Here is a 26,624-nt window from a genome sequence, read left to right as displayed (position 1 = left end):
GCTTCACCCAAGCGAAGATTCCCTAAGGAGTGCACGATGAACTCGCTGTTGCAACAAGTATTCGAAGCCCGGGCCGCGGGTCCGGTGATCCTCGGCCCGGCCGACCACGAACTGGCCGAGCAGGTCGCTCGCCGGGTCGTGTCCGACGGCGACGGCTGGGTCAACTCCGAAGCCTGGCTGAACGCGGCCCGCGACGGGTACCACGACCTGCCCGCCGTACTGCGGAAGGCGCTCGCGGAGTTCCGCCGCGACTCCGGCCCGGGGGGAGCCTTCTTGGTTCGGGGTCTGCCTGTCGACGAGAGCGCCGTACCGGACACGCCGGCGTACAGCGGCTCCGTGCAGAAGGAGGGCACGATCCCGGCGGCGCTGCTGACCCTGATCGCGAGTGGCTTGGGGGACCCGGCGGCCTTCCTGGCGGAGAAGTCGGGCGCGCTCGTGCATGACGTCGTACCGGTGCCGGGGAGCGAAGCGTTCCAGGGCAACGAGGGATCGGTGATGCTCTCCTTCCACAACGAGAACGCCTTCCACGCCCACCGGCCCGACTACGTCCTGCTGCTCTGCCTGCGCGCGGACCACGAACGCGTCGCCGGCCTGCGGGTGTCGTGCATCCGCAAGGCGCTCGACAAGCTGAGCAAGGAATGCGTCGAGGCGCTCTTCCGGCCGATCTACATCACCGCCCCGCCGCCGTCCTTCGGTGACGCCGGTGAGCTGACCGAGCCCCACGGCATCCTCAGCGGCGCCCCGGACGACCCGGACCTCCTGGTCGACTTCGCCGCGACGAAGCCGCTCGGCCCGGACGCGGTGGAAGCGATGCGCGAACTCCAACGGACTTTGGCCGCCACGGCCGACACCATCTACCTGGAGCCGGGCGACCTCGCCATCGTCGACAACCGGGTCTCCGTCCACGGCCGCACCAGCTTCACCCCCCGCTACGACGGCCGCGACCGCTGGCTCCAACGAACCTTCTCCCTCCGAGACCTCCGCTCCTCCCGCCACCTCCGCCCAGCCGACAGCCACGTAATGATCCGCTGACCCCCTTGTAAACAAGGGAAACCGAGAACCCCGGGCGCCTCCCTCCGCGCCCGGGGTTCTTCCCCACCCACCTCCTCCGTCGGCGCCTGCGTCACGGCTCGCTACGGCTGGCGGTCGCGGTTGGGTGCGGGTGGTCCTCCTCGGAGTGCTTCTGCCCGCCACCCGACAAACGCCGGCCGCGCCGCTCTCTACTCGCGGTCGGTCGCGCGCTGTGGATTTGCTTCGTTGGGACGAACCGGGCGATAGGTCACGTCCACGCTCGCGCGGAGATTGTCGCCTGTAAGCCTTTCGAGCTGGATCGGGACGCCGGCAGGGTTGTCGAACAAGCGAGTGCCGTCGCCGAGCAGGATCGGTGCGATGTGCAAGTGGAGCTCGTCCAGCAAGCCCTGCTCGAGTAGTTGCCGGCCGATGTCAGCCGAGAACACCACCAAATCCTTGCCACCCGCAGCCTTCAGCGCGATTCGTGTCGCCTCCGCCACCTCGCAATTGAGGAAAGTCACCCCGGGACCGGACCCCGCCTGGTCAGCCTTCGCGTCCTCCGGGTGGTGGGTGAGGATGAAGGTCGGCCCGCCCATCGCCCCGCCGTACGGCGCGCTGGAGTCGGGGTAGGCGTCCCAACCCTTCCGCCCACCAAGGACGGCACCGATCCGGTCGGCGTACTCGGCGACCACCCCAGGCCGGATCGAAACCCCTTCGAGCCAGCCGAGCGCGTCCTGCCCCGGCGCGGCGATGAATCCGTCCAGCGACATCATGAAGTGCCAGAGAACCTTGCCGGTCCGCGGCTCTGTTCGCGTGGTCATCAGAAACGCTCCTGTGGTTGAAGAATCGGGAGGTCGTAGGTACGCCGTACGCTGTTGCCGATGCGGCCGAGATCGGTGCCGTAGATGTGCAAGGAGATGCCGACGGTAGCGCTGTCGTTCGTCACGCGATGAATGTCGCCCGGTGGCGCGAAACCGCTGACCGTGCCGGGCCGATCGATCCGTACTCCGGTCAGCACCAGATGCCGGCCGCTGTCGTCGAGGCTGAACCGCTCCTCGCGTTCGCTCCCGGCGACGACAGCGACCACGCACCACGTCGTGTGGTCGTGCACGCTGGTCGCCTGCCCGGGACCCGAAACGAGCGCGACCACTGAGAAACTTCCATCCGGCTCGACATGCAGCAGCTGGCTCCGCTCGCAGCCGCTGCGTGCCGCAATCGGTACCTCCCGCAGGATCGCCTCGGCCGTGGGGAGTTCCCCTTCGAGGCCCTTGACGACATGGCCGACCACCGTCTGCCAGTCGCGCGGGATCCGGGTTGCGCCGCGCACCACGGCGTACAGGTTCTGCAGCTCTGCGTTCATGCCTGAAACGCTAGGCGTGGCAGGTGGCACTCTGTAAGGTCCAGTTCCATGGCTGTTGAGTGGTCCGGTTTGTCGCCGGAGGTGCTGGTCCGGCTGGATCGGGAGAGCTCGGAGACGCTGGGTTCGCAGCTGCAGAACGCGCTCCGCGGCGCGATTCGAGAAGGCCGCCTGGTCAACGGAGAGCGGCTGCCGTCGTCGCGGAAACTTGCCGCCGACCTGGGTGTCTCGCGCGGTCTGGTGCAGTCCACCTATGACCAGTTGGAGTCCGAGGGATACGTGCGCGCCTTCTCCGGCTCGGCGACGCGGGTCGCCTTCAGCCCGCAGCAGACCACGGCCACGGCACCCGACACCGTCGTACCGGCGAAGCCGGCGATCGACTTCGTGCCCGGCCGTCCGGATCTCAACAGCTTTCCCGCACGGGACTGGCTCTGGGCGTGCGGCGAGGCAACCCGTACGGCGTCGGCCCGCGACTTCGGGTACGGCGACGGTCGCGGCGCGCCCACCTTGCGAACAGTCATCGCCTCTTATCTACAACGAGTCCGAGGCGCCTTCGCGCAGCCGGACGACCTGGTGATCTGCAGCGGCTTCACCCAAGGCGCCGCACTGACCTTGGCCGCCCTGCGAGCAAGCGGTGTCACCTCGGTCGCCGTGGAGGACCCCGGCCACCTCGAGATGCCGTTACTCGTACGCCGCGCCGGCCTCACCCCGAGCTTCGTTGCCGTCGACAACCAAGGCCTGGTGGTCGACGACCTCGCCCGAACCCGGGCCACCGCCGTCATCGTCACGCCGGCCCACCAAACGCCGACCGGCGTCGTACTGACCCCTCAACGCCGGCTGGAACTCCTGCGATGGGCCGAGCAAGTCGGGGGAGTGGTCATCGAGGACGACTACGACTCGGAGTTCCGCTACGACAAGCAACCCGTCGGCGCACTCCAGGGCCTCGCCCCGGACCACGTCGTCACCATCGGATCGGTCAGCAAGACCCTGGCCCCCGCGCTCCGCCTCGGCTGGGCGTTGGCACCGCGCCAGTTGGTGCCGTACCTCATCGAGGAGAAGCAACGCAGCGACCGAGGCACGCCCACCCTCGACCAGCTGGCCCTGGCCCGCCTGATCGAATCAGGCCGCTTCGACCGCCACCTCCGCCGCATGCGCACCGTCTACGCCGCCCGCCGCGCAGCACTGGTCGACGCAATCGCCGAGCACGCCCCCACCCTCAACCTGATCGGCCTAGCCGCCGGCTTCCACGCGGTCGCCCTACTCCCCGACGGCACCGACGAAAACGCGCTGGTCGCCGAAGCAGCCCACCGCTCAATAGGCCTCCAACCGCTAGCCCGCTACCGATCCCCCGCCCACCCCGGCCCACCCGGCGTGGTCTTCGGCTTCGGCGACACCAACGAACCAGCAATCCGCCACGGAATAGCCACCATCAAAGACCTTCTACAGTCCCCACCCACCCTGAACAGCTGAGCAAAGACCAACACCATCGAAGGTACTTCGCGGATCCAGCGGCTGGGCGGCAGGCACGGCTGGACCGTTGACGAGCCCGAATCGGCGTTCGGGTGGATCTGCCGTTCGGCAGATACCGGCCCGTCCGGTCGCGATGTCTCATGGTGGCATGAGCGAGCTCGCCGATGTCCCATCCGATCGCGGTAAGGCCTGGCAGCCCGCCGCAGTCCTGGCGACCCTCGCCACCGGCGGGATCGGGGCCTTGTGGCTTGCCCAGCCGGATCTCTACCCGTTCGGCTCGCACGACCGGGTCACGGTATCGGTGACCCATCGCATCGAGCACGCGACGGCCGGCGGCATGCTGGTCGTGTCCGCTCTGATCGGGGTGGCGGCGCTGGCTGTGGCTGCCCTGCACTGGACGCGTGTTGTGGAGCGGGCGGTCCTTGCCGTAGCTCTCCTCCAGGCGGTCTTCTTCGGCCTGGTCATGACTGACGCGTCGGTGATGAGTCTTCTCGGGTACACCGTCGCCTTCGCGGGTCCGGCCATCCTGGTGGCGACGGTCATCGCCTTGTGCCTGCGCAACAACGTCGTCGGGTACGTCATCGCGGCCGCCGCTGTCGGCTTCGTGGTGATCGGTACCACGACCGGCTTCCTCCAGCTCCGGGTCGTCACCACGTTCTGGGGGAACGTGTCGCACAGCTTCGAGTCCTTCGAGGCGCGTCTTGGCTGGGCGCTGCTGATGGCGTCGCTCGCCGCGAGTTGGGGTTGGGCGGCAGCCAGACTCGCCGCCGGTGGCCGCATGGGTCAGTCGACGATCTTCACCTGTCCGCGCGCTGTTCGTCGTTGGGGCAGAGTGGCGACGATCGCCGCAGCGGTCTGCCCACTGCCGTACGCGTTCCTCCGGCTCCTGTGGCTGACCCCGTGGCCGGTCGATTTGCGTGCCGACATGGATCGCCCAGAGGTCAGGATGCAGGGCGCGTTCCTGGGCGTGGCCGCACTCATCGGGTGCATCCTCACCTTCGGTCTGATCAGTCGGTGGGGTGAAGTATTCCCTCGCTGGACTCCGTTCGTCGGTTGTCGGAGCGTGCCGCCCGCGCTCGCGGTGGTCCCGGGCAGCGTCGTCGCCGCGGCGGCCACCATGGCTGGTCCCGGTCTGTTGTTGTCCGGACTCGAGAGCAACGGTGCCGGCCATGGCGTTGCAGGTGTCGTGCTCACCGTCCTCATCTTCCCCTTCCCCGTCTGGGGTCCGCTGCTGGCAGTGGCAGTGCTGGCCTACCGTCTGCGCCGACGCATCCAGTCGACGAACGACGATGGCTCCACGCTCGGCGTACCTTGACAGGTATGCGGGCGCGCAGGTTGCTGGGGGTCGTGGTCGCCGCGGCGATGGTGCCGGTGGCCTGGCTGCTGACACCGGAGCTGGGCGTGGTGAACGCTGTCCCGACCGCCGTCGCCGGCTGTCTGGCTCTCGCCGCTGTCGTCAGTTGGCCGGCTCCAAGTGCGTGGATCGCCTGGGCAGGAACGCTCGGAGCGGTGACGTCGTTGGCCGCGACCGGGCGCGTGCTCGCGGTGTACGGTTCGCGGCCAGGTGAACAGAGTCTTGCGGGGCTGGAGGTGGCCGGGCTGCTCGTACTCCTCGGTCTGGTGGCTCGCCGCGCCCGGCCGTGGCCCGCCGTCGTCGTCTCGACCGTCCTGGGCGTCGCCGAGGCGGCCTGGATTCTGCGGTTCATGCCGGCGGCCGATCTGCTGACCACTGTCGGCGGTGTCTTCATGTGGTCGCTGGGTGCCGTGGTCGCAGCAGTGGCGGGCAGCTATCCCCGGCTCGCAGCGGCCAGGCTCCGGCAGTCCGTTTCCGCGGCACGGAACAGTCAACGGCTGCACCTCGCACATGCCCTGCACGATTACGTCGCGCACGACGTGACCGGGATGGTCGCGCAGGCGCAGGCGGCCCGGTTCGCGGCGGCCGACGATCCGGCCGCGATGCGCACTGCCCTCGAGCGGATCGAGACCACCGGGCAGGAGGCGCTGACGGCGATGGACTCGATCCTGGACATGTTGCGCGACGACGCGGATCCGGAGTTCGGTGTCCGTACGGCCGGGTTCAAGGGGCTGGCGGCGATCGTCGACAGCTTCCGGCGCGAGAGCCCGGACCGGTCCGTGGCCCTGGTGGCGAACGAGTCGGTCCTCGGCGAGCTCACTCCCGAGATCCAGCTGGCCGCGACCCGCGTGGTCATCGAAGGCCTCACCAACGTACGGCGGCACGCCGCCGGCGCACGCCTGGTCAGGGTCACGGTCGAACCGAGCCCTCCCAACCTGCTCCTGATCGACGTGGCCAACGACCACCCGGGCCGCGGGCGCCCGCTGTTGCCCGGGCGGGCGAGCGGGAGAACCGGCCTGGCCACCCTCGGCGAGCGCGTCCGGCAGCTCGGCGGCCACCTGGAGGGCCGGCCGGACGACAACGGAGGTTGGATCCTGCACTGCGAGTTGCCGCTGGCATCCGGGAATTCGGGGTGACTGCGGCTCGAATCCCCCATACGGGCGATGGTGCTCCCTGCCCGGGTCGTGTTGGCTGGTCGACGCACCGCCGGTCGACCCCCGGAGAACAGCCATGTTGATCACAGCTCGCTCGTACGCCGAGTACGTCGCGATGTTCGACCTCGACAAGCTGCCTGCACGGATTCTCGACTGTTGTGCCGGTGTTTCGAGTTCACCGCCGAGGCGCACTGGGCAGGCTCGGACGCCGTCGCCGTGGACCCCGCTACGTCGTCGACGCCCGGCGCGCGGTGGGAGATTCGTGATGTGCCGTACGAACAGCAGCGAGGGGCGAACCGGATGCTCGTCCTGACGAATCACTCATGAGCGGGCCGCTCCGGTGCCGCTGCGGAGTTTCCGCGGAACAGCCGTGGACAACGCGCGATGCTCCGTACAGCCCGGCGTCCGTCATCGGTGGCGCGCTGTGGGTTGCGGCCGGTTTCGCGCTGCTCCTGGCGGGCTACGGGCTACTCGGTCTCGCCCTGCTGGGATGCACGACTCTGCTCGTTGTCCTTTCCCTGTTGGTACAGCTGATCAAGGGCCACCGGAGAGGCTGTCTGGTATGGCGCTGGCTTTGGTTCGGCATCGCAACGCAGGGTTTGCCGCTGCGCGTCGCCTATTGGCTCAACTTCTGATGCGTGGAAGGCTTTACCGTCTCTCCATGAGTCCAGCCCGCGCCGAACGGAGGGACGCCGACAGTGGCTGAGGGCAAGATTCGGGTGCTGGTCGCCGACGACCAGGCCGACATCCGCAGTGCCTTCCGGATGATTGTCGACTCGCAGCCCGACATGGTGGTGGCGGGCGAGGCAGCCGACGGTACGGCGGCCCTCGACGTGGCACGGCATCTGTGCCCGGACGTCATGCTGATGGACATCAGGATGCCGCGGATGGACGGGCTGGAGGTCACCGAGCGGCTGCTGAGCGATCCCCGCACGGCCGGCATCCGCATCATCGTGGTCACCACCTTCGACATCGACGAGTACGTCCGCACGGCGCTCTCGCTGGGCGCCTGCGGCTTCCTCCTCAAGCGGTCCGGCCCCGCCCTGCTGATCGAGAGCATCCGGGCCGCGACCAGCGGCGACATGCTCATCAGTCCACAGATCACCGTCCGGCTGCTGAGCCACCTGAACCAGCGGTCGGCCCCGGGCCGGCTATCCGGCGCGGACGTGCTGAGCGCTCGGGAGACCGAGATCGCCCGGCACGTCGCGCAGGGGCAGACCAACAGCGAGATCGCGTCCGAGCTCTTCATCTCCGCGGGGACGGTGAAGACCCACCTGGCCAACATCGCGGCCAAGCTCGAGGTGCGCAACCGGGTCGGTATCGCGGCCTGGGCATGGGAGCACGGCGTCGCCGATCCCAGCGACTGCCGCTAACCCGCCGAGGGCCGGTCGCGGTACCGGTAGTAGTAGCCGACCAGTGCGAGCGCCACGGCGACTCCCCAGACCGGGAAGAGCAGCCACCCCAGTCCTCCGGCACCCCAGTAGGCCCAGCCTCGCAGAGGCTGCCCCCAGGCCTGGACCTTGTCCAGCTCACCGGGAATGTGCAGCCCGAGCTGTTCGGTCAGCAGGCCGCGGCCGAAGGTGAAGATCCCGATCGCGGCCGAGGCCCCCAGCGTCAGGGGAAACCACATCGGCACCTGTCGCCGGCCGATCACAGGCATCCAGCCGGGAAAGACCCTGCCCCAGCGGCGCAACAGGCCGCCGGTCAGCACCGCCCCACCGAGCGCGAACCCGGCCAGGACGGGCTCGATGTAGACGTTCTCCGGCTGATTCCGCAGCAGGGAGGCAACAAACGGCGCGGGCGCCCCGAAGGCCCAACCGCGCGACCAGGCGAGGCGGATCGTCGCGTAGGGCAGCGGACAGACCATCGCGACGTAGGTCGCCACGCGGCCGACCCGGATCCATCGGTGCGCCCGCCGGGCCTCCCTGCGCAGCGAGCTGGTGTCGGACGGCGCGGTCCGCCGGGCGTACGCCGCCGTGGCGAGGAAGAACAAAGCCGAACCTACGGTCACCAGCCCGCGGAAGATCGTCGGCCAGTCGGCGTCGAGCCACTGCACCGGAATCAGTACTCCGAGCGGCGGCAGCAGCGTGATCATCCGCGCGTCGAGGACGCCACCGACCAGCACGACGGCAATGGCCCCACCGGCTGGAAGAACCACTGTGCGCTCGCCGTGCCGGGGGATTCCGGCGTCGAGCCTGACCGCCACGACGAGACAGACCAGACCTGCCAGAGTGATGGCAGCGCCGCCGGAGCGCGGTTCCAGCCAGGTCAGCAGCGACGAGTAGTCCGGTCCCACGACGTCGTTCCGGCCGAACGGGAAGCCCGCTCCGCCCATCCACCAATAGATCCCGAGTGCGGTCACGAACGCCGACCAGGCCGAGGCGCCGACCGCAGACCAGCTACGCCACGAGCGCAAGCGCCAGCCCTCCGGCCGGCGGGTCCACCGAGAATTCATGGTCCGAGGATGTCAGCGCCGTACCGACGCGCACCTGTGCCGACCGGGGGATCTTTCGGGCCGGAGACACCGGAAACCCGGCCGGATGGCAGACGGAGGTCTCCAGCGATCGCGTTCGATCATGGTGCCATGCTCAGGAACCATGCGGTCGCGACGATCGCTGCTGTCGGTCTTGCCGTGGCGACGATGCTGGCGATGCCCGCGCACGGCCGAACGAGCGGCTGGCACGACACCTTCAGCCCGTCGCTCCCGTACCTCGACGGGCCGCACCAGGTCGGAGCCCGGCGGAAGCTGCTGACGGACGAAAGCCGCCGCGATCCGTGGGCGCCCGCGGAGCCCCGGCACGTGATGGTCGACGTGCACTACCCGGCGACTGCAGGATCGATGTCGCTCGAGCACTACTACCTGTCCAACGCCGCGACCGAGCTGGGCGTTCTGCAGTGGGCGCCGGATCGGGAGAAGCAGTTCGGTCTCGTCCCCGACGAGGTGAACTGGCTGTTCCGGACCCATGGCCACGAGTGGGCGCCAATCGCGGACGGGAGGTATCCGGTCGTCCTGCTCTCCGCGGGACCTGGACGACGGCGCACGGACTGGAGGAGCCTCGCCGAGGAACTGGCCGGCCAGGGGTACGTCGTGGTGTCGGTCGATCACTCGTACGACAGCGCGGTTGTCGAGCTCTTCCCGACGCGCCGGGTCGTTTCACCTGCGGACGCCACGACGAACGTGTCCGCCGCGGTGGCCGACGACAACCGGGCCCGCGACCTCCGGTACGTCGCCACTCATCTGGCCGATGTCGATGCGGACGTCGCGCGGGTCGCGGACCTGAGCCGGATCGGGTTTGTCGGTTGGGTGGGACTCGGCACCCGTGCGTCGAGGATTCTGACGGCGATGCCCGGCGTACGGGCGATCGCGGCAATCGGTGCGGTTCCCGACGGTGCCCGCGGCGACTCCTCCACGCCGTTGCTGGTCCTCGCACCGCGCAGCACCCGGATACCGTCCGTTCCCGGCGCCTGGCGAGTTGTCACGATGGACGGCACCACGGAATGCGGGCTGACCGACGACGGGATCGTCCTGGCGGAGATCGCGAAGGCGTACCCACGGACTGCCGCGGCGGTTGAGCGCGAGATCGGCACGGTGCCGGCCGGCAACGCGGTTCACCGCTACGTTCGCGCGTTCCTTGACCTTCAGTTGCGGGGTTTGTCCGACGGTGCGTTCGAGGCCCGGCCGCCGGCCGGCATCACGGTCAGCAGGTGAGCATGTCGTTCAGCGGAACGACGTACACCGCGTCCAGCCGGACGGGCTCGCGAAGGGAGCAGTGCGCGACGTGCGCGCGCGATCACCGGTGATCGGTGCACACGGGTCGAGTCCGGCGGGCGTACGACGCGCAGGCCACCGCGAGCCCGGCGCCCCACCCGGTGTAGGCGAGGATCTCCAGGGCGCCGCCGGTCCGGCCGAGCGCGACGGCGGTGAGACCGCCGATCCCGAAGTACGCACCGAGCCCGGCACTCATCATCCAGCCGGGACCGAGAAGCATCCAGCGCGGCACGGGCCGCCCGGCGATCGGGCCGAGCCATTTCGGCCAGTACTGGCCCCACGGGCTGATCAACGCGAGCGGCAGCAGGGTTCCCGCCGCGATCATCAAAGCGATGAACAGCGGGAATCCGGCGGGATCGCCGAGGCCGCCTTCCACGATCCAGCTGTGGACCGCCGGCACCATCCGGACGGTGAACGAGGCGAGCGCGAAGTACCCGCCGATACGGCCCCAGCGCAGCGCCTCGTTGTCGGGCGCCGCGTGGTTGCGACCGCAGTTCACGCAGACGTGGCGGAGGGCCCGGGCGACCGGGACGATCGCGGTCGCGATACCGAGCGCAGCCGCTGTACCGATCGCACGGAGCACGATCGCTCCGATCTCGGTGCTGCTTATCGGCTCGCCGAACGGCACGGTCAGGAGCTGCGCGAGACCGGGCCACAGCAGCATGCAGTAAGCGCCCAGGGCAACACATCCCAGCCCGGTGGCACACACCGCGAGCACCCGGACGCTTGTCGCGGCTGCTCGCAGGAATGAGTAGCCCACGGTGGCGAGAGTGGCCGGGAGCGCGGCGAGCCAGACGGGTCCGAACAAGAACTCGGTGCGGACGAAGGCAGGCGGAGCGGTCAGCGACCACAGCACGTGGGCGATCGCGTAGGCGACAGCGAGCAGCGCCGCGAAGAAGGAGTAGGGCGGAAGGTTCTCCGGCATCGCCCGAGGCGTGCGTCGGAGGGGCGCGTCCCGCAAGTGGACTGGGATCTGGTCGTCCTTCTCTGTCATGGTCAGCTCAGGATCCGCCGCGGTGCCGCCGCGCACCATCTGCCGATGGAGGGATGGCGGGCCGGTCGTCACATCTGATGGTGTGGTTCCGTGGACCGACAGATTCCCGACGGCACCCGACCAGTACGACATATGAGGTCGCTCGTCGTCCCGACTCGTGCAGCGCTGACCGTCCTGCTCGGCGGGGTCCTGATTTCGGGGACGGCTGCGGGAGCTGTCATCGGCGTGGCGAAGATCAGTGGCTCGTGGGCCTGGCCGTTGGCCGCACTGGGGGTGGTCGTCGCGGTACCGGCCCTCGCAGAACTGGCCAGGGCTTTCGGCCGCGGTCGTCGCGCGCGTCCGCTGCGTGGCTTTTGCACCAGTGGTGTCGCCCTGGCGCTGTCTGTGACTTGGATCTGGCCGCACGCCGAACCGATTCCCCAGCCTGTCGTACCGGGCACTGTCTTCATCGACGTCGGGCCTGGCGAGAAGCTGGCCGTCCACCGCACGCCTGCTTCTCGTCCGAGCCAGCCACCGCTGATCGTCGTCCATGGCGGCCCGGGAGTGGCCGACATGGCGCACGACGTTCCCGCCTTCGCGCGGCTGGCGCAGGACCGGGACGTCTACGTCTACGATCAGCTCGGCGCTGGACGCTCTAGCCGTCTGCGTGATCCGTCGGGGTACACCGAGCAGCGTGCCGTGGCTGACCTGCAACGAGTGGTGGCGATGACCGGAGCTGCCCGGGTGGCGCTGCTCGGGCATTCGTGGGGCGCGCGACTGGTGACGCGGTTCGCCGTCATGTATCCGGACCAGGTCGCGGCGCTGGTACTGAGTTCTCCCGACGCGCCGTCGACGTCTGACAACACGGGGAAGCTCGGCGATCCCTCCGCACTGATGTCCGTCGCCGATCGGATGCGCCTGTACGGCCAGTTGCTGCGTCCACGCAACCTGTTCCTGTACGGACTGGGCACAGCGAATCCTCGTCTCGCCCGCGAGGTCGCCGGCGACGCCGAGCTGGATGCGAGGTTCGCGCAGATCTACGCGCGGACCAGGCCCGGCCTGCTCTGTGACCGCACGCTGACCGACCGGCTCGGTATCGCCGGCGTCGGCCACTTCATGCACAACGCGCTCGCCGTCAGCAACGGTGACCCGCTCCCGTCGCCGCTCCCTGCGAGCGTCCGGAACCGGCTGCACGCGGCCACGCTGGTCATCAAGCCGATGTGCGACTACTTGCCCTGGGCACCGGTTACGAAGTACGCGCACTGGCTGCCCGACGTCCGGGTCGTGCTCTTCCCCGATGCCGGACACCAGGCCTACAACGAGCGTCCCGACGCCTATGCGGACCTGGTGAAAGCCTTCCTCGCCGCCCGACCACTGCCGATCCCCGCCATACCCGCCGACACCGTGCCGAACACATATCGAGGAGTCAGATAGCGACACCAGTCGAACCTGGTGCCGCTCCTGTGGCGACCTAGTGCCGATGAGCAGCAGGCCACGGGTCGAGGTGCATACCCCATGCATCTCCACACTGGCTCTCTCAGCCCACAGACATCTACACCATCTTCGAAGGGTCTTGGAGATTGGTTGATCGGCGCAATTCGTCGTGGAGTCGGTGAACGCCCTTGTATTGAGGGGTGGTCACGACCGCTCGCGGGTCCGGGGGTTTCGGTTGGCTGCGGTCGTTGGGCGAGGCAGCGGAGGGGCGACGGAGGAGTGCCGTAGTTGGGGGGTGGGGAGCGGCGACGTAGGAGATGCGTGGGCGGGGTTAGTTGAAGGTGGCGGCTAGGGATAAGAGGTGGGGTTCGGAGTTGTGGGGGCCGATTAGTTGGAGGGATGGGGGGATGGGGGCCGTGGGGAGGAGGGGGAGGGTTATGGCGGGGTGGCCGGTTAGGTTGAGGGGGGAGGTTAGGGCGGGGAAGTCGAAGTGGGACTCGGTGCCTAGTTTGGGTGGGGGTGCGGTCATGGTGGGGAGGGCTAGGGCGCCATACCGGGATAGCAACGTGTCCAGTTGGGTGCGGAAGTGGCGGCCTAGGGTGCGGGCGTCGGCGATCATTGAGGCGTCCAGGTGTTTGCCTCGGGTGATCCAGTCTCGGACTCGGTCGCTCATTCGGCCGTCGGCCAAGAGATGTTGGTGGGACTCGTAGCCCTCGGCGTTGATGATGAGGCCTGCGGCGACGCCGGCTCGGAGCCAGCCGGTGAGGGGGACGTCGATGATTTCGTGGCCGGAGTTGGCCAGAGCTTCGTCGATTGCTTGGTCGATGGTGGGGTCGATGGTCAGCTCTGGTAGGCGGAGGCGGGCGATGGGGCCGTCGTACGGGGCGACGGCGAAGCCTGGTTCCAGGAGTTGCATGGCTTGGATCAGGCCGGCGGCGTCGGGGGCGATGGCGCCGATGGTGTCCATGGTTGGGGCGAAGGGGAAGACGCCGTCGAGGGGAAGGCGGCCGGTGGTGGTTTTCAGGCCGGCTACTCCGCAGCACGCGGCGGGGAGGCGGGCGGAGCCGCCGGTGTCGGTGCAGATTGCTATGTCGGCTTCGCCTTTGGCTACCGCGACGCCAGAGCCGCTTGACGAGCCGCCGGGGACCAACGTGCGGTCGAGCGGGTTGCGTGGGGTGCCGGTCCAGGGGTTGACGCCGTCGGGTGGGCGGCAGAGCTCGGTTTGGTTTGTCTTGCCGACGATGGCGGCGCCGGCTGAGCGGGCGCGGGCGACTACTGGGGCGTCCTCGACAGCTGGCTTCGCGTGGTCGCCGACTGCCGGGCAGGCCGCGGTGGTTGGCAGGCCGGCGATGTCGATCGCGTCTTTGACCGCTACGCGTGGCCCGGTCGCGGTGGTGGGAGGATCAAGGCGGACGAGCCAGGTGGTCATGGAGTCCCACTTCTAATCAGAGGTAGTGGTCAGGCCGCGGGTTGCCAGGCGTGCGGGTTGTGGTGGATGCGTTCCAGGGCGGCGCCGCGTTCGTGAGGCGCTTCCTCGGTGAGTGCGCGTTCCCTGGCGTAGGCGCGCACCAACGGGTGCATCGTGTACAGGTCGAGTTGTCCGACACGACTGCCACTGACCTCCGCCAGGCCTCGGTCGGCCAAGGCGTTCAGCAGGTCGTGCACCTGGGCAAGCGGAGCATCCAGCAGTACTGCGGTGTGCCAGACCGAGAACTCCCCGGTCAGCCCGAGCGCCATCAGCCGCAGGGCGCGTCGCCGAGCCAGTGGCAGTTGGTCGTAGCTCGCTTCGATCCGGGCGCCGACGTCCAGATCGCCCAGCCGCAGCTGATCGAACGGCTGCATGCCGTACGTCAGCCGGCCGATCACCTGGGTCACGGTCAGGTCCGGATTGGCGGCCAGCCGGGCGGCGACCACCCGGATCGCCAGCGGCAGGCGACCAGTTGCCGCGAGCAACCTTCGGACCGCGGCCGGGGAGTCGGACCCGTGTCGCGGCCCGGCCAGTGAATCCAGCAACCGCATAGCCTCGGCAGTGCTGAAACCGTTCAACCGAAGGTGATTCGCGCCCTCCAGGGCGGCCAGCCGAGCCCGCGACGTGAGCAGCACGCTGCTCTTCCCACCACCAGGCAACAGCCAGCGAACCTGGTGCTCGTCAGCCACGTCATCCAGTACTACGAGCAGCCGTCGCCCGGACACCAGATGCCTGAAGAGCTGGGTCCGTTCGGACGGTCCGGCCGGCAGTTCGGCCTCGGTCACCCCGAGCGAGTGCAGCAGTTCGGCCAAGGCGGTCGACGGCTCCATCGGGTCCGCCGTACTGCCGGCCAGGTCGAGGTAGAGCTGTCCGTCCGGGAACTCGTCGCGAATCCGGTCGGCCACGTGCAGCGCCAGGGCGGTCTTGCCGGTTCCGGCCAGGCCGACCACGGCCGCGGTGCCGCCACCGGCACGCAGTACTGCGTCCAGTCGGTCGGCCAGCGCGGTCCGGCCGGTGAAGTCGGTGGGTGCCGGCGGCAACTGGGCCGGCGCTGTCGGCGTCGGCCGGGTGACGACCTCGACCACTGGCGGGGCGGTGAGGTCGGCATCCTGTTCCAGGATCGCCTGGTGGAGTTCCTTCAGTTCTTCGCCCGGGTCGATGCCGAGCTCCTCGGCCAGGTGGCGGCGGCAGGCGTCGTACGTCGACAGCGCCTCGGCCTGGCGGCCGCAGCGGTAGAGCGCGAGCATCGACAGGCCGCGGACCCGTTCGGAGAAGGGGTGCTGGTTGACCATCGCGGCCAGCTCGGACACCACCCGGTGATGGTTGCCGCGGGCAAGTTCTGCCGTCATCAGTGCCTCACCGGCGGTCAGCCGGGCCTCGTCGAGGCCGGGCTGCTCGATCGCGGCCAGGTATTCGGTGGCGCCGACGAGGGCATGGCCCCGCCACAGCGCCAGCGCCGAGCGCAGCGAGGTCACCGCCTCGGCGTACCGGCCGGCCGCTAGCGCTGCGTGTCCAGTGGCGGCGTGGGCCTGGAACTCGTCCAGGTCCACCCACGCTCCCGGGGCACGCAGCAGGTAGCCGCCGCGCTGGCGGACCAGCTCGACCTGGGGGCCGAGTTGGTTGCGGAGCCGGGACACGTAGGTCTGGATCTGTGCGTTCGAGGTGCTCGGCAGCTTGCCCCGCCAGAGCATCTCGGAGACCGTCGAGTCCGACACCACCTGGTCACGGCTCAGCAGCAGCGTGGCCAGGACGGTCTGGATCTTGGACCCGCCGAGGGCGAGGCGCTCACCGCCCCGGGTGACCTCGATCGGGCCGAGGAGCTGGAACCTGATCATCGTCGTCACTCGGCTCGATCGGTCCCTCAGCCCCAGCAGCCGATGCACTCGGGCTGGTCGGGGCCGGCCACCGTCACCGTCGCCGAGGTGCCGTGCTGGTCGGCGGCCGCCGAGGCGATCGTCGTGCCGGCCCCCACCAGCACGACGGCGGTCGCGGCGATGACAATTCGGACGGTGCGGAAGACATTCTTCATGGTGTTTCCCCCAGCTTGGTCGTGGTTTTCTCGATGCCACGACCCTGCCTGCGCGCCGACGCGATGTCACCAGTATTCGACTGTCCTGAAGTTGCTTTGGCAACACCCTGAAGGTGATCATCCGGGCGTTTGGGGTGCACCGATGAGCGCCTATATCAGGGATGCCACCCCTTGTTCACCTGGTTTTTCCAGTACCTCCACCGAGGCCCTCGCACGCCTGTCTGACCAGCATGATCACACGCCGTGAGCACGCGGGGCAAGTTTTGTCACGATGCAACGTGTTGATATTCCGGCCCTTCGAACCGGCATTAGCTGTGAACCACATTCAACCCAAGAGATTGCTCAGTTGGTTATTTCCCTTGGTTATTTGAAGGTTAATAAACGGATTTGATCAATTTCCGGCATAGACCGCTCCGCAAGCCAGGCGACCGGTTTGGCTGAGCGTGAACGGCGCGCGCGACAGTCGCCGTCCGTGCTGACGGGATCACAGAAAGTCAGAAGATCAGGCCCTGAGCCGTTGACAATAGATTCGAACGGTTGTTATCTATCCCCATCGAAGGCGCCTTCCTTCCATTCCTGCCGCCCCCAGCTCCACGGGAAGAAGAAGGAGTGTCCGCATGACGCGAGCACGCAAACTCAGCATGGCCGGTATCGCCGTCGGCGCCCTGGCGCTGACGGTCAGTACGTCGATCCCGCTGGCCTACGGTCACGGGTACACCACCTCGCCGATCAGCCGCGCGAAGAACTGTGCCAACGGCACGGTGCAGAACTGTGGCCCGATCCAGTGGGAGCCGCAGAGCACCGAGGGCCCGAAGGGCTTCCCGGCCGCGGGTCCGCCCGATGGCAAGCTCTGCTCTGCGGGGCTGTCCCAGTTCGCCCAGCTGGACGATCAGCGGGGCGGTGCCTGGCCGGCCACTCAGCTGACCGCCGGCGCGAGCTACACGTTCCGCTGGCACCTGACCGCCGCGCACGCCACCACTGATTTCAAGTACTACATCACCAAGCAGGGCTGGAACCAGAACGCCCCGCTGACCCGCTCCGCGCTCGAACTCACGCCGTTCCTGACCGTCCCGTACAACGGCGCCCGCCCGGCCGCCGATGTCGCCCACCCGGGCACGCTGCCGAACCGGACCGGACGCCACATGATCCTGGCCGTCTGGACGATCGCCGACACGGGGAACGCCTTCTATCAGTGCTCCGACGTCAGGTTCTGACCGGAGCACGATGCGGAGGCCGGGCCGACCGCCCCCGGCCCGGCCTCCGAGTTCGCGTTACGGACCACCCGGTCCGGGTTTGGTCAATAACTTTCCTGGGCAAGGCACTCCTTGAAACCTTCCGCCCCATCGTTTCAAGGAGTGCCGCCCATGAAATCCGTCCTCCGTCGCGTCCTCGTCCCGGTCGTCGCACTGATCGTCGGGCTGCTGCCCGGCGTGATCGCGGTCGAGCAGGCGTCAGCCGTCACCAAGATGACCCAGTCCCAGGCAGCGTCGATCTTCAGCGCGGCAGGCATCACGTGGTCTTCGTCCGGCGGGTGCACGACTCGCTCCAACTCGACCTGCACGTCGTTCGAGCAGATCAACAGCACCACCGTGTACGGCGTTCGCACGCTCAAGCAGGCGAGTGGCTGCGCGATCAACATCACCGGCGGCACCGAGGTCGGCCACGCCTCCGGTACGTACAGCCACTACAACGGCTACAAGGTGGACATCAGCAAGTACACCTGTATCGGCAACTACATCCACAACACCTTCACCCGGATCGCGAACCGTGGCGACGGCTATCCCCAGTGGCAATCGGGCGCCGGCAACCTCTATGTCGACGAGGGAAGCCACTGGGACATCACCTACTTCAACTGCGGCGGCTGCTGAACCAAGCGGAGCAGCGTACCGGCGTACGGCGTACCGCGTGCCCGCCTGGGGTGAGGCCCTGGGTGGGCACGGCGCTGTCCAGGCTAGGCTTCGGGTCGTGACTCCATTGCTCTCCGGCCACACCTTGCTGGTGTTCGTCGGCATCCCCGCTCTGGTCATCGCGGTGGTGGCGCTGCTCGTGTTCGCGTCCTCGATCGCGAGTGGACCGCGCTACCGGCCGGGCTTGTCCTGGTGGGCTCCGCCGGTCTGGATCGGCGGCCCCGAGCCGCTGAAGCCGAACCCGGCGAACCTGCCCGAGCTGCCCGCCGGCGACAACTCCGCGACCGCCGCCACCGGCGTCGCCCGCACGACCGGAGGCGCAAGTGCCAGCTGGTGACGCATTCACCCCCGACCAGCTCTACGACATCGAGCGCGCGGTCCGGCACGCGGAGACGGTCTCGGGCCTGCGCTTCTCGGTGTACGTCGGCGGCGCCGACTCCGAGACCCGGCCGTTCGCCATCGAGCTTTTGAACGAGCTGCCGGACCCGGACCGCAGCGTGCTGGTGTTCGTCGACCCGGCCGGTCGCCGGCTGGAGATCGTCACCGGCCCGCTGGCCCGGCGTCAGCTGAGCGACACCGAGGCCGGCCTGGCCGCGCTGGCGATGCAGACCTCGTTCGCCACCGGCGATCTCACCGGCGGCCTGGTCACCGGTATCCAGCAACTCGGTGCGCACGCTCACCAGGCGCCGATGCTGCACGCCAACGAGCCGCACCAGCAATAAGCCTTGCCAGTACTGCAACCTCGTCGGCTCGCGGTCGACGAGCTCGTACTGCGTCCGTTCACGGCCGGCGACGAGCCGGCCGTGGCCGTGGCGCTCGAAGATCTCGGCATCCTGCGCTGGACAGCCGGTACGGCGGTACTGCGGACGCCGGCCGAGCAGCGCGCGGCGAAATGGCTCGAGAACCGGATCGACGGGTGGGCCAGAGGCAACGCCGTCTTCGCGGTCGCTGAGGCCGGTACCGATCAGGTGCTCGGGTCGGTCACGCTCCGGGACGTGCACCGCGTGCCGGATCAGGCCGTCTGCGCCTACTGGGTCAGCCCGGTCGCTCGCGGTCGGCGGATCGCAGGCCGCGCCCTGGATGCGGCTGCCCGCTGGGCCTTCACTCCGACGGTTGAGGGCGGCCTCGGCCTGCATCGGCTGTCCCTCGACCATGCGCTGGTGAACGAGGGCTCCTGCAAGGTCGCGACGCACGCGGGCTTCCGTCTCGAAGGCACCATGCGGGACTACTACGTGGAGCTCGACGGCCGCCGTCACGACTCCCATCTGCACGCCCGCCTGGCCACCGATGAGGGTTTGTAGAGCGCGCGTAGAACCGGCGTGGAGCGCGGTGCGGGACAGTGAGGGCCTTGTCCTTGGGGAGGGGTTCCGATGAGCGCGCCGATTTTGACCTACGTCCACGGCAGTGACCCGATCTCGCGGGCGGGGGTGATCAGTCAGCTCCGGGCCCGGCCCGAGATCCGCCTCGTCAACGAGATGGAGGTCGACGAAGCCGCCGTGGCCCTGGTGGTCACCGACGTCCTCGACGAAGAGACCGCGCGGGCCATGCGAGCCCTGCGGCGTGGGGACCTGCCGCGCCTGCTGCTGGTCGCGACCGTGCTCGACGAGGCGGCGCTGGTGGTCGCGGCGGAGATCGGGGTCGGCGGGTTGCTGCGCAGGATCGATGCGACGCCCGATGCGCTGGTGCGGACGATCACGCGCGTGGCGACCGGCGACGGTGAGATCCCACCCGACCTGCTCGGGCGGTTGATGGAGCAGCTCGGCCGGCTGCAGCGCCAGGTGCTGGCGCCACGCGGCCTGACCTTCACCGGCCTCAGCCCGCGCGAGGTCGACGTACTGCGACTGGTGGCGGACGGGCTCGACACCGGTGAGATCGCCGACTCGCTCAACTACAGCGAACGCACCGTGAAGAACGTGCTGCACGAACTCACCACGCGGCTCCAGCTCCGCAACCGCTCACATGCGGTCGCGTACGCCGTACGCGAGGGACTCATCTAGCTCGGGGTCACGCGGCGCGGCTCGGGCGCTCGCGAATCGCCCGGTCGATCGGGGCGCGCTCGAGTACGCCGTACGGGCTAGCCGGCTAGCAGGCCTTCCAGGGTTCGGGTGGCTACCCGGGCGGCCAACTGGGCGGGGCGGCTGGTGAGGGGATGGGTCGCGAAGCCTTGCCAGGAAGACAATGCGGTCAGGGCTGCCTGGCGGACGTCGTCGTCGGTGGCGTCGTCGGGCAGCCCGAGGCGCGCGGTGGGCGCGTGGCCGGAGCCGCCGAGCAGGCGATCGAGCTGCTCGGTCCGTTCGGGCTTCAGCGTGACGCCACCCGACCTGAGATCGGACAGCAGGCGGATCTCCTGGAACTCGTGGGCCCCGGCGCTGATCTCCTCGACCCTGGCCTGCAGTCCGGGCTCGAAGTTGCCTGCGCGCAGCAGTTCGGTGAGCGCCGCGACCGCGGAGTACGCCTTGAGTACACGGCTGCGGGTCTCGAACTGGCGAACCAGGATCGCGCGGAGCCGGTTGAGACCGCTGCGCTCGGTCAGCTCCGAGCTCAACTCCGACGAGTTCGTGGCGACGCCGGTTCGGATCAGCTCCACGCTCAGCCGTACGCCGTACAGGCCGAGTCTTCCGAGCAGGTGTTCGCGTTCGAGCTCGGTGACGGGTAGGCCGCTCGGCGTCGAGGTGAAGCGGTCGGCGGTCAGCAGCAATTCGGCGACCTCGTCGATCGGGGCCTGGGCGATCGCGGCCAGCATCGCGTACTCCGCCTCGCGCAAGGTGGTCGCGGTGTGGCCGAGCAGTCCGTTGACCGGGACGATCACCGGGCACAGGCGGTGCAGCCGCGGCTCGGCCTCGTACCGTTGGGCGACCCGCTCGGCGACCTCCATCGAGTCGAGCCGGCAGGAGCCGATCTCGTCGGCTCGGGAGAGCACGCCGATCGCGTTCATGGGCGTCCCGTGCGCGAGTTCGTCGTCGTGGAACGACTCCAGGAACCGGATGTCGCTGGAGTGCGTGTGCCGCAGCAGGTAGAGGATCGCGTCCGCGACCGGGACCCGGCCGTCGTCGGCGGCCAGCACGCGTTGGGTGCGTGCGGACACATCGGCCGAGATCGACGCGATCCCAGGGGTGTCGAGGATGGTCAGGTCGCGCAGCCGGCTGGTCGGCCAGCCGATCTCGAGATGGTCGACGTCGGCCGGGCGCAGGCCGCCGAGGTCCACCTGCAGCGCGCCGCCGTCACGATCGTACGGGCGCTCGCGGGGTTCGCCGTCGAGCGGGATCAGCGTCGCGTGCGGACGGTCGTCGAGGAAGTACCAGGTGACGATCTGGGTGCACTCACCAGCGTCGGTCGGTGCCAGTTCCTCGCCCAGCAAGGCGTTCAGCAGGGTCGACTTGCCGGCCTTCACCTTGCCGGCGATCGCCAGCCGCAGCGGCCCGGTGAGCCGGGCGCAGATCTCGTCCAGTTGCAACCGGTCCTTGTAGGTGGGCGCCGACTGCTGAGCCTGCTCGATGACCGCCAGGATTGCGGCCGACAGATCGTCTGTCATCGTCCACCTCCCGCTCGTCCGTCCCTGGACCGGTCGGCGTTGGACGGGGCGACGCTGGACGGGGTGGCGCTGGACCGGGAGGCGTCGGGTTGGCCGGCCGGGCGGGCGCCTGCGAGGGCGAGTTCGCGGAGGTCGGTGCGCATCGAGCGCAGGCGCTCGGTCTCCGCCGCCAGTTGTGCCGCTCTTGCGGATTGCTCGGCGGGCGGAAGCTTGGCAGTGCGGTCCGCGGCGGTCAGTGCGGCGGTGGCAGAGCGATGGATCAGGCCGGCTCTTTCCTGGAAGTCGTCGCGCAGTTGGCGCTGCGTCTTGCGCAGGCTGTCGCGAGTGTCCTTGTTCATCACGAACGCGACCTCGTCGATGTACCGGCGTACGGCGGCCTTGGCCTGCTGCTGGCGGTAGGTGCGCTGCCGCTTGCGTTCGTCCTTGAGCAGTTTGCCGCCGATGCCCGCGCCGAGGGTGGCCGCGATCCCGACCGCGACGACCGGGGTGATCAGCGCAGAAACGATGCTGAAGGCAATCATCGGGACGAAGATCCCGGTCCGGCCGGCCATCATCAACGACTGGAGCCGGCCGCCCGGCATCGACAGGCTCGCGACCGAGGCCAGCTCGAGCTGATCCAGTTCGGCGCCGAACTGGGACAGCTCGACCTCGATCTCGGTCCCTGCCTCGAGATCGAACGCTTCCGCGACGCGTTCGCCCAGCTCGCGGGCCCGTTCGATCAGCAGGTCGCGGTTCGCCACTCCGACGACGGCGACCTGGCGGCGCAGCCAGACCTCGGTATCCGTCCACGTCTCGGTCGGATCGCCCTGGTCGATGATCGTCTCGACGTCCCGCATCACCGTGCGCAGCCGGCTCTGCAGGTCGTGCTCGACATCCGCGACCAGGTCGGCGATTCCATCCGACAGGGTCTGCTGCCAGGTCGCGCTGGCGGCAGTGAGTCCTGCTGCTTGGTCGCGAACCCGGGCGAGCTTGGAGAGCACCTCTGGCCGGCTCTGCGGCTTGGTCAGTACTACGCGCTCCGCGTCGGACTCCTGCGCCAACTGGCCGGCCACGAAGTCGACTTCCTGCGCGACGGTGGCCGCTGCGCGCGTAGTACCCGGTACTACGACTGCTGTGGCGAGGAACTCGACCAGTGGGGCAAAACCGGACTCCTGGTTGAGCTCTGGCCGCTGGGCTGCGCGGAGGCGGAGGAAGGACGAGACCGGGAGGATCGGCAGGTCTATGCCGGCCTTGGCGAGGTGGGCCTGGTTCAGCTCGACAATGCGGCGCCAGTGGCCGTACAGGTCGGTCTTGGTGATGACCAGCGCTGCTGCCGGGCAGCGGGAGATCGCTGTCTTGAGGAACTCGAGCTCTGGCCCTGTCAGCTCTTGTGCCGCGTCGGTGACGAACAGGATCGCGTCTGCCGAAGCCAAGGCCGCGAGCGTGAGCTGGCCGTGTACCGAGTCGAGACCGCCGACGCCGGGGGTGTCGAGGAGGCTGAGGCCCGAGCGGAGCATGCGGTGGGGGACTTCGACGGTCACGGACTGCAGACGGCCTTGCTCGTCGGCGTCGGAGGATTCCGAGACGAGTTGGGCGATCTGGTTGAGCGGTGCCGGGTAGCCGACAGGCGGCTGGCTGGGATCGGTCTGCCGGTACGCCGTGAGGCCGGCCTGCTCGCCGTACCGGACCAGCGTCGGCACTGCGGTCACGATGTCCGCGTCGACGGGGCAGACCGCGGTTTGGAGGAGCGCGTTCACCAGGGTGCTCTTGCCACGCTTGAACTCACCGACGACGACTGCGGTCACCGTGCGCGAGTCGAGCTTCTTCTTGGCGGTCTCGAGCCGGGCGGTCAGGTCGGGGCGTTGGCGATCCTTGGTGAGGGTGCGGCCCTGGTCGATCGCCGAGATCAACTGGCTGACGCTGGTGCGCGGCCTCGGCGCCGGCATGGGCTCAGGGTCAGGTAGCGGTGGGGGCGGTTGGGGGAGCACAGGCTCCGGTGCGAGCGGTTCAGGCTCTGGTACGACGGGATCCGGCGGCACCGGAATCGGCTCCGGCGCGAGCGGCTCGGGAGCGAGCGGGTCCGGCGTCACCGGCTCGGGTGCAAGCGGCTCCGGCTCCGGCTCGGGTGCAAGCGGTTCAGCCTCGGGGCTGGGCGGCTCGGGCTCGGGTGCGAGCGGCTCGGGGCTGGGCGGCTCGGGCTCGGCGGGCGTGGCGGTTGGGGTGGCGGGTTCTGCAGGGGTGGCGGGTTCTGCGGGGGTGGGCTTTTCGGTGGACCAGGCCAGGTAGGTGTTGCACGACGTGCAGAAGAGCGCGCCGTCGTCGTTCGCGCGTCCGCAGTTGTCGCAGCTGATCATCGGTTGCCGATCCCCCCGGCGTCCGTCGGTTCCACCGTCGTATCCCACAGATTAGCGTCCTGAGCCGGGCCGCCAGTGCCATAATCACCCGCAAGGGGGAGATGGCGATGAGCGAGGATGTCTGTACCGCCTGCGGTGAGCGCAACCCGGCCGGCTCGGCCTTCTGTCTGTACTGCGGTGTCTACCTCGGCTGGGACCAGGCGACGGCGGAAGAGCGCCCGCCGGTCCGTCAGTCCGCCAGTGAGCAGAGCGCGGTGGCGACCCAGCGTTCTGGTCAGGCCGGACCTGCCGCAACGCTGTCGACAGAGGCTCCCTCCGCTGACCCGTCACCCGGACAGGCAGCGCCAGTCCGCACCTCGCAGTACGAGGATGTGTCGGGCCGGCCAAAGCCAGGCGAGGTGGCGTGTCCGCAGTGCGGTGTGCCGAATGCGGTGACGCTCAGGTTCTGCAGTAAGTGTGGCAAGGTGCTGCGGCCGACAGCGTTCACCAACCAGAAGCCGTCGGCCGTCGCAAGCCAGACCTGGTGGCAGCGGTTGTGGGATCCCAAGGACCGCAAGGCACGCCGCGAGTACCGCCGGAGTCTGCCGCCGCTCTACCGCTGGCGCCGCGTGATCACCGCAGTCGTCGGCATCGCCGCAGTCCTGGTGGTGTTCTCCGTCGTCGGCAAGAACCCTGTGAGTTGGGCAAAAGACCGCCTGTACGACGTACGCGGCACCCTGGTGGCGGTCGATCCGGTCGTCTTCGCCGGCGCTCCGCCGCAGTCGGTCGCACCCACCTACGCTGCCGCCGCGCTGGGCACGGCACCCCTCGACGATGCCTGGGCCACCGCCTGGGATCCGACGAAGCTCGCACCGCTCGACGGCTGTCCGGGGAAGTCCGCAGCCAGGGGCATGGTCACCGTGAACTTCAAGGACCCTGTGCGCGTACGACGACTGGACGTGCGCGCCGGCCTGCCTGCTGCCAACGCCAATCGCCAACTGCAGTTCCGGCCGAGCACGCTGCTCGTGATGTACGAGGGACGCTGTAGCGAGCTTCAACTCAAGGACAGCAGCGATCTGCAGAAGCTGAAGCTCGACACCGGAGTACCGGTCAAGCAGCTACTGCTCGCTGTCGGCGGGACCTATCCCGCGCGTCCCGATGCGCCTCAGAACCTCACCGCGCTGACCAGCCTGACCGCGCTGTCCCGCCCGCGCTAGCCAGGCGGTGGGACGGCAGGCTGGAAGCGTGGGCAGGTCGAGCTTCTGATCTGCTGCACCTGCGGGGACCTGCAGACCGCTTGCGCTTGGTCGGGTGAGGCCGCCGGGCCCACGTAGACCACCCAGTCGTCCGGCATCGGCTTCTTGGTGTCGAGCCGGTACAGCCCCGGGTATTGGCCGGTGGCGTGCAGAGCCTTCGCATCGACTCCGGCGCTCTTCAGCTGCGCCGCCAGACTCTTGGCGTTCTGTTCGGCGTTCACGAGTGCGCCGGGAGCGAGGTCCACGGCCGCGATCCACTGGCCTGGTGCGAACTGTGGTGCGTCGACTCCGACGGAGGCGGATGGCTGGCCGGTCTGGGTCGCGGCGGAGCTGGGCGGTGCGGAGGTGGTCACCCCACCGGGCGGCGCAGTAGACGTTCCACCCGACGGCGGCGCACTGCTGGGTGGTGCGGAAGTCGGCGTCGCCTTCCCTGTGGTTGCACAGGCAGCGGCAGAGGGCGGCCCTTCGAGCTTGCCGTTGACCGCGCTCAACTTGAAGCAGTAGTGAACCCCGGCGTTCAGGCCCGTGACGGTCTTCGCCGTCTGCTTCACGTCGACGCCGCGCTCGGACTTGTTGACGTGCCCGGCGTCGTCGACGTAGTAGAGCGCATACGAATCGATATTGGGCAGCTGGGCCCAGACGAGCGCGATGGACGTGGGTCCTGCCGCAGCGGCGGTCAAGACAGGCTTGCCGGGCAGAGTTGTGCCGTCGCCCGTCGGGGTCGCCGCGGCACCGCCACCTCGGGTGAGGGCGAACGCCAGTACGCCGATCAGGGCGGCTCCTACGACGGTGGCTGCGGTGATGACGCCGCGCGTGAGGATCGGCTTCTGGGTGAAGGCTCCGTCCACCATCGGGCGACCGGGATCGGCGCCCGGGGTTTCCGGCATGCCGAAGGGGCGTGGGGGATCAGGCTCGCCGACGACCTTGAAGGGCAGGCGGGTCGTCGAGCCGCGCAGTACGGGTTTGCGGGTGCGGGCCTTGATCCGCGCGGTGACCGTGGCGCCCAGCGGTACGTCGACGACGTCGGGGCGGATCAGGAAGCCGAGCGCCTGGTCGGGGTCGGACGCGACGATCCGCAACCGGGCCGGGGCGTTGCCCCAGTTGCTGAACTGGATCGTGTGCAGCCCACGCCAGCGCCCGGACGACGTGACCGGCGTCAGCTTGGCCTGCAGCCCGAAGACCTGGCCGATCTCGAGCTGCCCTTCGACGACCGCACTGTTCAGCGGATCGACCTGCGACTTCGCCCGGATCCCGAACGGGACCGTACCGGCCGGCCCGGTCGGCCCGGTCGGTGGGTTGAAGACGATCGTGGCCGTCTCCTGCTGCTGCGGATAGACCGACAGGACGGGCGGGGTCACCTCGGCCCAGGGGATCGGCTGCTCGCCGACGACGTCCAGGGCGTAGCTCTCGACGATCGTGCCGGGGTTGAGGACGGTGACCTCCGCCCGGGCCTGGCCGCCGGGCTCGACAGTCAACTGGGTCGTCTCCAACCGCAGTACCGGGTCCGTCACTCGGCTCTCCCCCTACTCCGTCGCCAGGTCGATCACCGGCGTCGCTCACAGGCTAAGCCCGTACTGCGTACGTCGTGCAGGGCCGGC

25 protein-coding genes are annotated in these 26,624 nt (G+C 69.0%); 15 read left to right on the top strand and 10 right to left on the bottom strand.

The window, feature by feature from the left end:
- Positions 1 to 36 precede the first annotated feature (36 nt).
- On the top strand, positions 37 to 1,032 hold the full coding sequence (locus tag EV138_RS06235) for a TauD/TfdA family dioxygenase (protein ID WP_133977464.1): 996 nt from the start codon (positions 37 to 39) through the stop codon (positions 1,030 to 1,032).
- Between the two features lie 188 nt (positions 1,033 to 1,220).
- Here EV138_RS06235 and EV138_RS06230 read toward each other — a convergent pair whose 3' ends face one another.
- Complete coding sequence (locus tag EV138_RS06230) at positions 1,221 to 1,832, bottom strand: dihydrofolate reductase family protein (protein ID WP_133977463.1); 612 nt, start codon at positions 1,830 to 1,832, stop codon at positions 1,221 to 1,223.
- Positions 1,832 to 2,371 (bottom strand): cysteine dioxygenase family protein, encoded by a 540-nt coding sequence (locus EV138_RS06225; RefSeq protein ID WP_133977462.1) that lies wholly within the window; start codon positions 2,369 to 2,371, stop codon positions 1,832 to 1,834. Before EV138_RS06225 ends, EV138_RS06230 begins: the two co-directional genes overlap by 1 nt.
- Positions 2,372 to 2,419: 48 nt before the next feature.
- Here EV138_RS06225 and pdxR point away from each other — a divergent pair, with 48 nt between their 5' ends.
- The 5 genes from pdxR (at position 2,420) to EV138_RS06200 (ending at position 7,719) form a co-directional block, all read left to right on the top strand.
- Positions 2,420 to 3,838 carry a MocR-like pyridoxine biosynthesis transcription factor PdxR gene (gene pdxR / locus EV138_RS06220; protein WP_133977461.1) on the top strand — a complete coding sequence of 473 codons (1,419 nt, stop codon included), beginning with the start codon at positions 2,420 to 2,422 and terminating at the stop codon, positions 3,836 to 3,838.
- Between the two features lie 148 nt (positions 3,839 to 3,986).
- Positions 3,987 to 5,153, top strand: a complete 1,167-nt coding sequence (locus EV138_RS06215) for a hypothetical protein (RefSeq protein ID WP_133977460.1) — start codon at positions 3,987 to 3,989, stop codon at positions 5,151 to 5,153.
- 5 nt (positions 5,154 to 5,158) lie between these two features.
- The gene (locus tag EV138_RS06210) at positions 5,159 to 6,328 is read left to right on the top strand and encodes a sensor histidine kinase (protein ID WP_133977459.1); all 1,170 of its coding nucleotides are present in this window, start codon (positions 5,159 to 5,161) and stop codon (positions 6,326 to 6,328) included.
- Between the two features lie 341 nt (positions 6,329 to 6,669).
- Positions 6,670 to 6,981 (top strand): hypothetical protein, encoded by a 312-nt coding sequence (locus EV138_RS06205; RefSeq protein WP_133977458.1) that lies wholly within the window; start codon positions 6,670 to 6,672, stop codon positions 6,979 to 6,981.
- A gap of 63 nt (positions 6,982 to 7,044) precedes the next feature.
- Positions 7,045 to 7,719, top strand: coding sequence for a response regulator (locus tag EV138_RS06200; protein ID WP_202866631.1), 675 nt, complete (start codon positions 7,045 to 7,047; stop codon positions 7,717 to 7,719).
- Here the strand turns inward: EV138_RS06200 and EV138_RS06195 are convergent.
- Positions 7,716 to 8,801, bottom strand: a complete 1,086-nt coding sequence (locus tag EV138_RS06195) for a hypothetical protein (protein WP_133977457.1) — start codon at positions 8,799 to 8,801, stop codon at positions 7,716 to 7,718. The genes EV138_RS06200 and EV138_RS06195 overlap by 4 nt on opposite strands.
- Positions 8,802 to 8,930: 129 nt before the next feature.
- Here EV138_RS06195 and EV138_RS06190 point away from each other — a divergent pair, with 129 nt between their 5' ends.
- On the top strand, positions 8,931 to 10,055 hold the full coding sequence (locus EV138_RS06190) for an alpha/beta hydrolase (RefSeq protein WP_166678507.1): 1,125 nt from the start codon (positions 8,931 to 8,933) through the stop codon (positions 10,053 to 10,055).
- A gap of 82 nt (positions 10,056 to 10,137) precedes the next feature.
- Here the strand turns inward: EV138_RS06190 and EV138_RS06185 are convergent, their stop codons facing one another.
- Positions 10,138 to 11,040: a hypothetical protein gene (locus EV138_RS06185; RefSeq protein WP_166678506.1), complete on the bottom strand. Its 903-nt coding sequence runs from the start codon at positions 11,038 to 11,040 to the stop codon at positions 10,138 to 10,140.
- 201 nt (positions 11,041 to 11,241) lie between these two features.
- Here EV138_RS06185 and EV138_RS06180 point away from each other — a divergent pair, with 201 nt between their 5' ends.
- Positions 11,242 to 12,522: an alpha/beta fold hydrolase gene (locus EV138_RS06180; protein ID WP_133977454.1), complete on the top strand. Its 1,281-nt coding sequence runs from the start codon at positions 11,242 to 11,244 to the stop codon at positions 12,520 to 12,522.
- Between the two features lie 331 nt (positions 12,523 to 12,853).
- On the opposite strand, the gene EV138_RS06175 is transcribed toward EV138_RS06180, so the two are convergent.
- Genes EV138_RS06175 through EV138_RS37200 form a run of 3 tightly spaced genes read right to left on the bottom strand, consistent with a single transcriptional unit; the run spans position 12,854 to position 16,019 of the window.
- Complete coding sequence (locus EV138_RS06175) at positions 12,854 to 13,951, bottom strand: amidase (protein WP_133977453.1); 1,098 nt, start codon at positions 13,949 to 13,951, stop codon at positions 12,854 to 12,856.
- Positions 13,952 to 13,980: 29 nt separating this feature from the next.
- Entirely contained in the window at positions 13,981 to 15,825 is a 1,845-nt protein-coding gene (locus tag EV138_RS06170; RefSeq protein WP_166678505.1) for an AfsR/SARP family transcriptional regulator, read from the bottom strand.
- A 26-nt stretch (positions 15,826 to 15,851) separates the two neighbouring features.
- Positions 15,852 to 16,019 carry a hypothetical protein gene (locus EV138_RS37200; protein WP_166678504.1) on the bottom strand — a complete coding sequence of 56 codons (168 nt, stop codon included), beginning with the start codon at positions 16,017 to 16,019 and terminating at the stop codon, positions 15,852 to 15,854.
- Positions 16,020 to 16,636: 617 nt separating this feature from the next.
- On the opposite strand from EV138_RS37200, the gene EV138_RS06165 reads away from it, so the two are divergent.
- The 6 genes from EV138_RS06165 to EV138_RS06140 all read left to right on the top strand — a co-directional run bounded on the left by EV138_RS06165 (position 16,637) and on the right by EV138_RS06140 (position 19,923).
- Positions 16,637 to 17,233 (top strand): lytic polysaccharide monooxygenase auxiliary activity family 9 protein, encoded by a 597-nt coding sequence (locus EV138_RS06165; RefSeq protein WP_133977451.1) that lies wholly within the window; start codon positions 16,637 to 16,639, stop codon positions 17,231 to 17,233.
- 150 nt (positions 17,234 to 17,383) lie between these two features.
- Positions 17,384 to 17,887, top strand: a complete 504-nt coding sequence (locus tag EV138_RS06160) for a hypothetical protein (RefSeq protein WP_133977450.1) — start codon at positions 17,384 to 17,386, stop codon at positions 17,885 to 17,887.
- 97 nt (positions 17,888 to 17,984) lie between these two features.
- A complete protein-coding gene (gene ctaJ / locus EV138_RS06155; RefSeq protein ID WP_133977449.1) occupies positions 17,985 to 18,263 on the top strand; it encodes an aa3-type cytochrome oxidase subunit CtaJ in 279 nt (92 codons plus the stop codon).
- Entirely contained in the window at positions 18,250 to 18,648 is a 399-nt protein-coding gene (locus tag EV138_RS06150; RefSeq protein ID WP_133977448.1) for a DUF5130 family protein, read from the top strand. The genes ctaJ and EV138_RS06150 overlap by 14 nt, the downstream gene beginning before the upstream one ends.
- Positions 18,649 to 18,651: 3 nt before the next feature.
- On the top strand, positions 18,652 to 19,227 hold the full coding sequence (locus tag EV138_RS06145; RefSeq protein ID WP_133977447.1) for a GNAT family N-acetyltransferase: 576 nt from the start codon (positions 18,652 to 18,654) through the stop codon (positions 19,225 to 19,227).
- Between the two features lie 69 nt (positions 19,228 to 19,296).
- Complete coding sequence (locus EV138_RS06140; protein ID WP_133977446.1) at positions 19,297 to 19,923, top strand: response regulator transcription factor; 627 nt, start codon at positions 19,297 to 19,299, stop codon at positions 19,921 to 19,923.
- Positions 19,924 to 20,000: 77 nt separating this feature from the next.
- Here the strand turns inward: EV138_RS06140 and EV138_RS06135 are convergent, their stop codons facing one another.
- Positions 20,001 to 21,458 (bottom strand): dynamin family protein, encoded by a 1,458-nt coding sequence (locus tag EV138_RS06135; protein WP_133977445.1) that lies wholly within the window; start codon positions 21,456 to 21,458, stop codon positions 20,001 to 20,003.
- Positions 21,455 to 23,383: a dynamin family protein gene (locus EV138_RS06130; RefSeq protein ID WP_133977444.1), complete on the bottom strand. Its 1,929-nt coding sequence runs from the start codon at positions 23,381 to 23,383 to the stop codon at positions 21,455 to 21,457. The genes EV138_RS06135 and EV138_RS06130 overlap by 4 nt, the downstream gene beginning before the upstream one ends.
- A 515-nt stretch (positions 23,384 to 23,898) precedes the next feature.
- Between EV138_RS06130 and EV138_RS06120 the strand changes: the two genes are divergently transcribed.
- Positions 23,899 to 24,987 carry a zinc ribbon domain-containing protein gene (locus tag EV138_RS06120; protein ID WP_133977442.1) on the top strand — a complete coding sequence of 363 codons (1,089 nt, stop codon included), beginning with the start codon at positions 23,899 to 23,901 and terminating at the stop codon, positions 24,985 to 24,987.
- On the opposite strand, the gene EV138_RS06115 is transcribed toward EV138_RS06120, so the two are convergent.
- A complete protein-coding gene (locus EV138_RS06115; protein WP_133977441.1) occupies positions 24,984 to 26,537 on the bottom strand; it encodes a fibronectin type III domain-containing protein in 1,554 nt (517 codons plus the stop codon). The two genes, EV138_RS06120 and EV138_RS06115, sit on opposite strands and share 4 nt — an antisense overlap.
- Positions 26,538 to 26,624 lie beyond the last annotated feature (87 nt).

The organism is Kribbella voronezhensis (assembly GCF_004365175.1).
GTDB classification, from domain to species: domain Bacteria; phylum Actinomycetota; class Actinomycetes; order Propionibacteriales; family Kribbellaceae; genus Kribbella; species Kribbella voronezhensis.
Note: the sequence above shows the minus strand (reverse complement) of the source record. Positions and strands in the feature narration are given on the sequence as shown.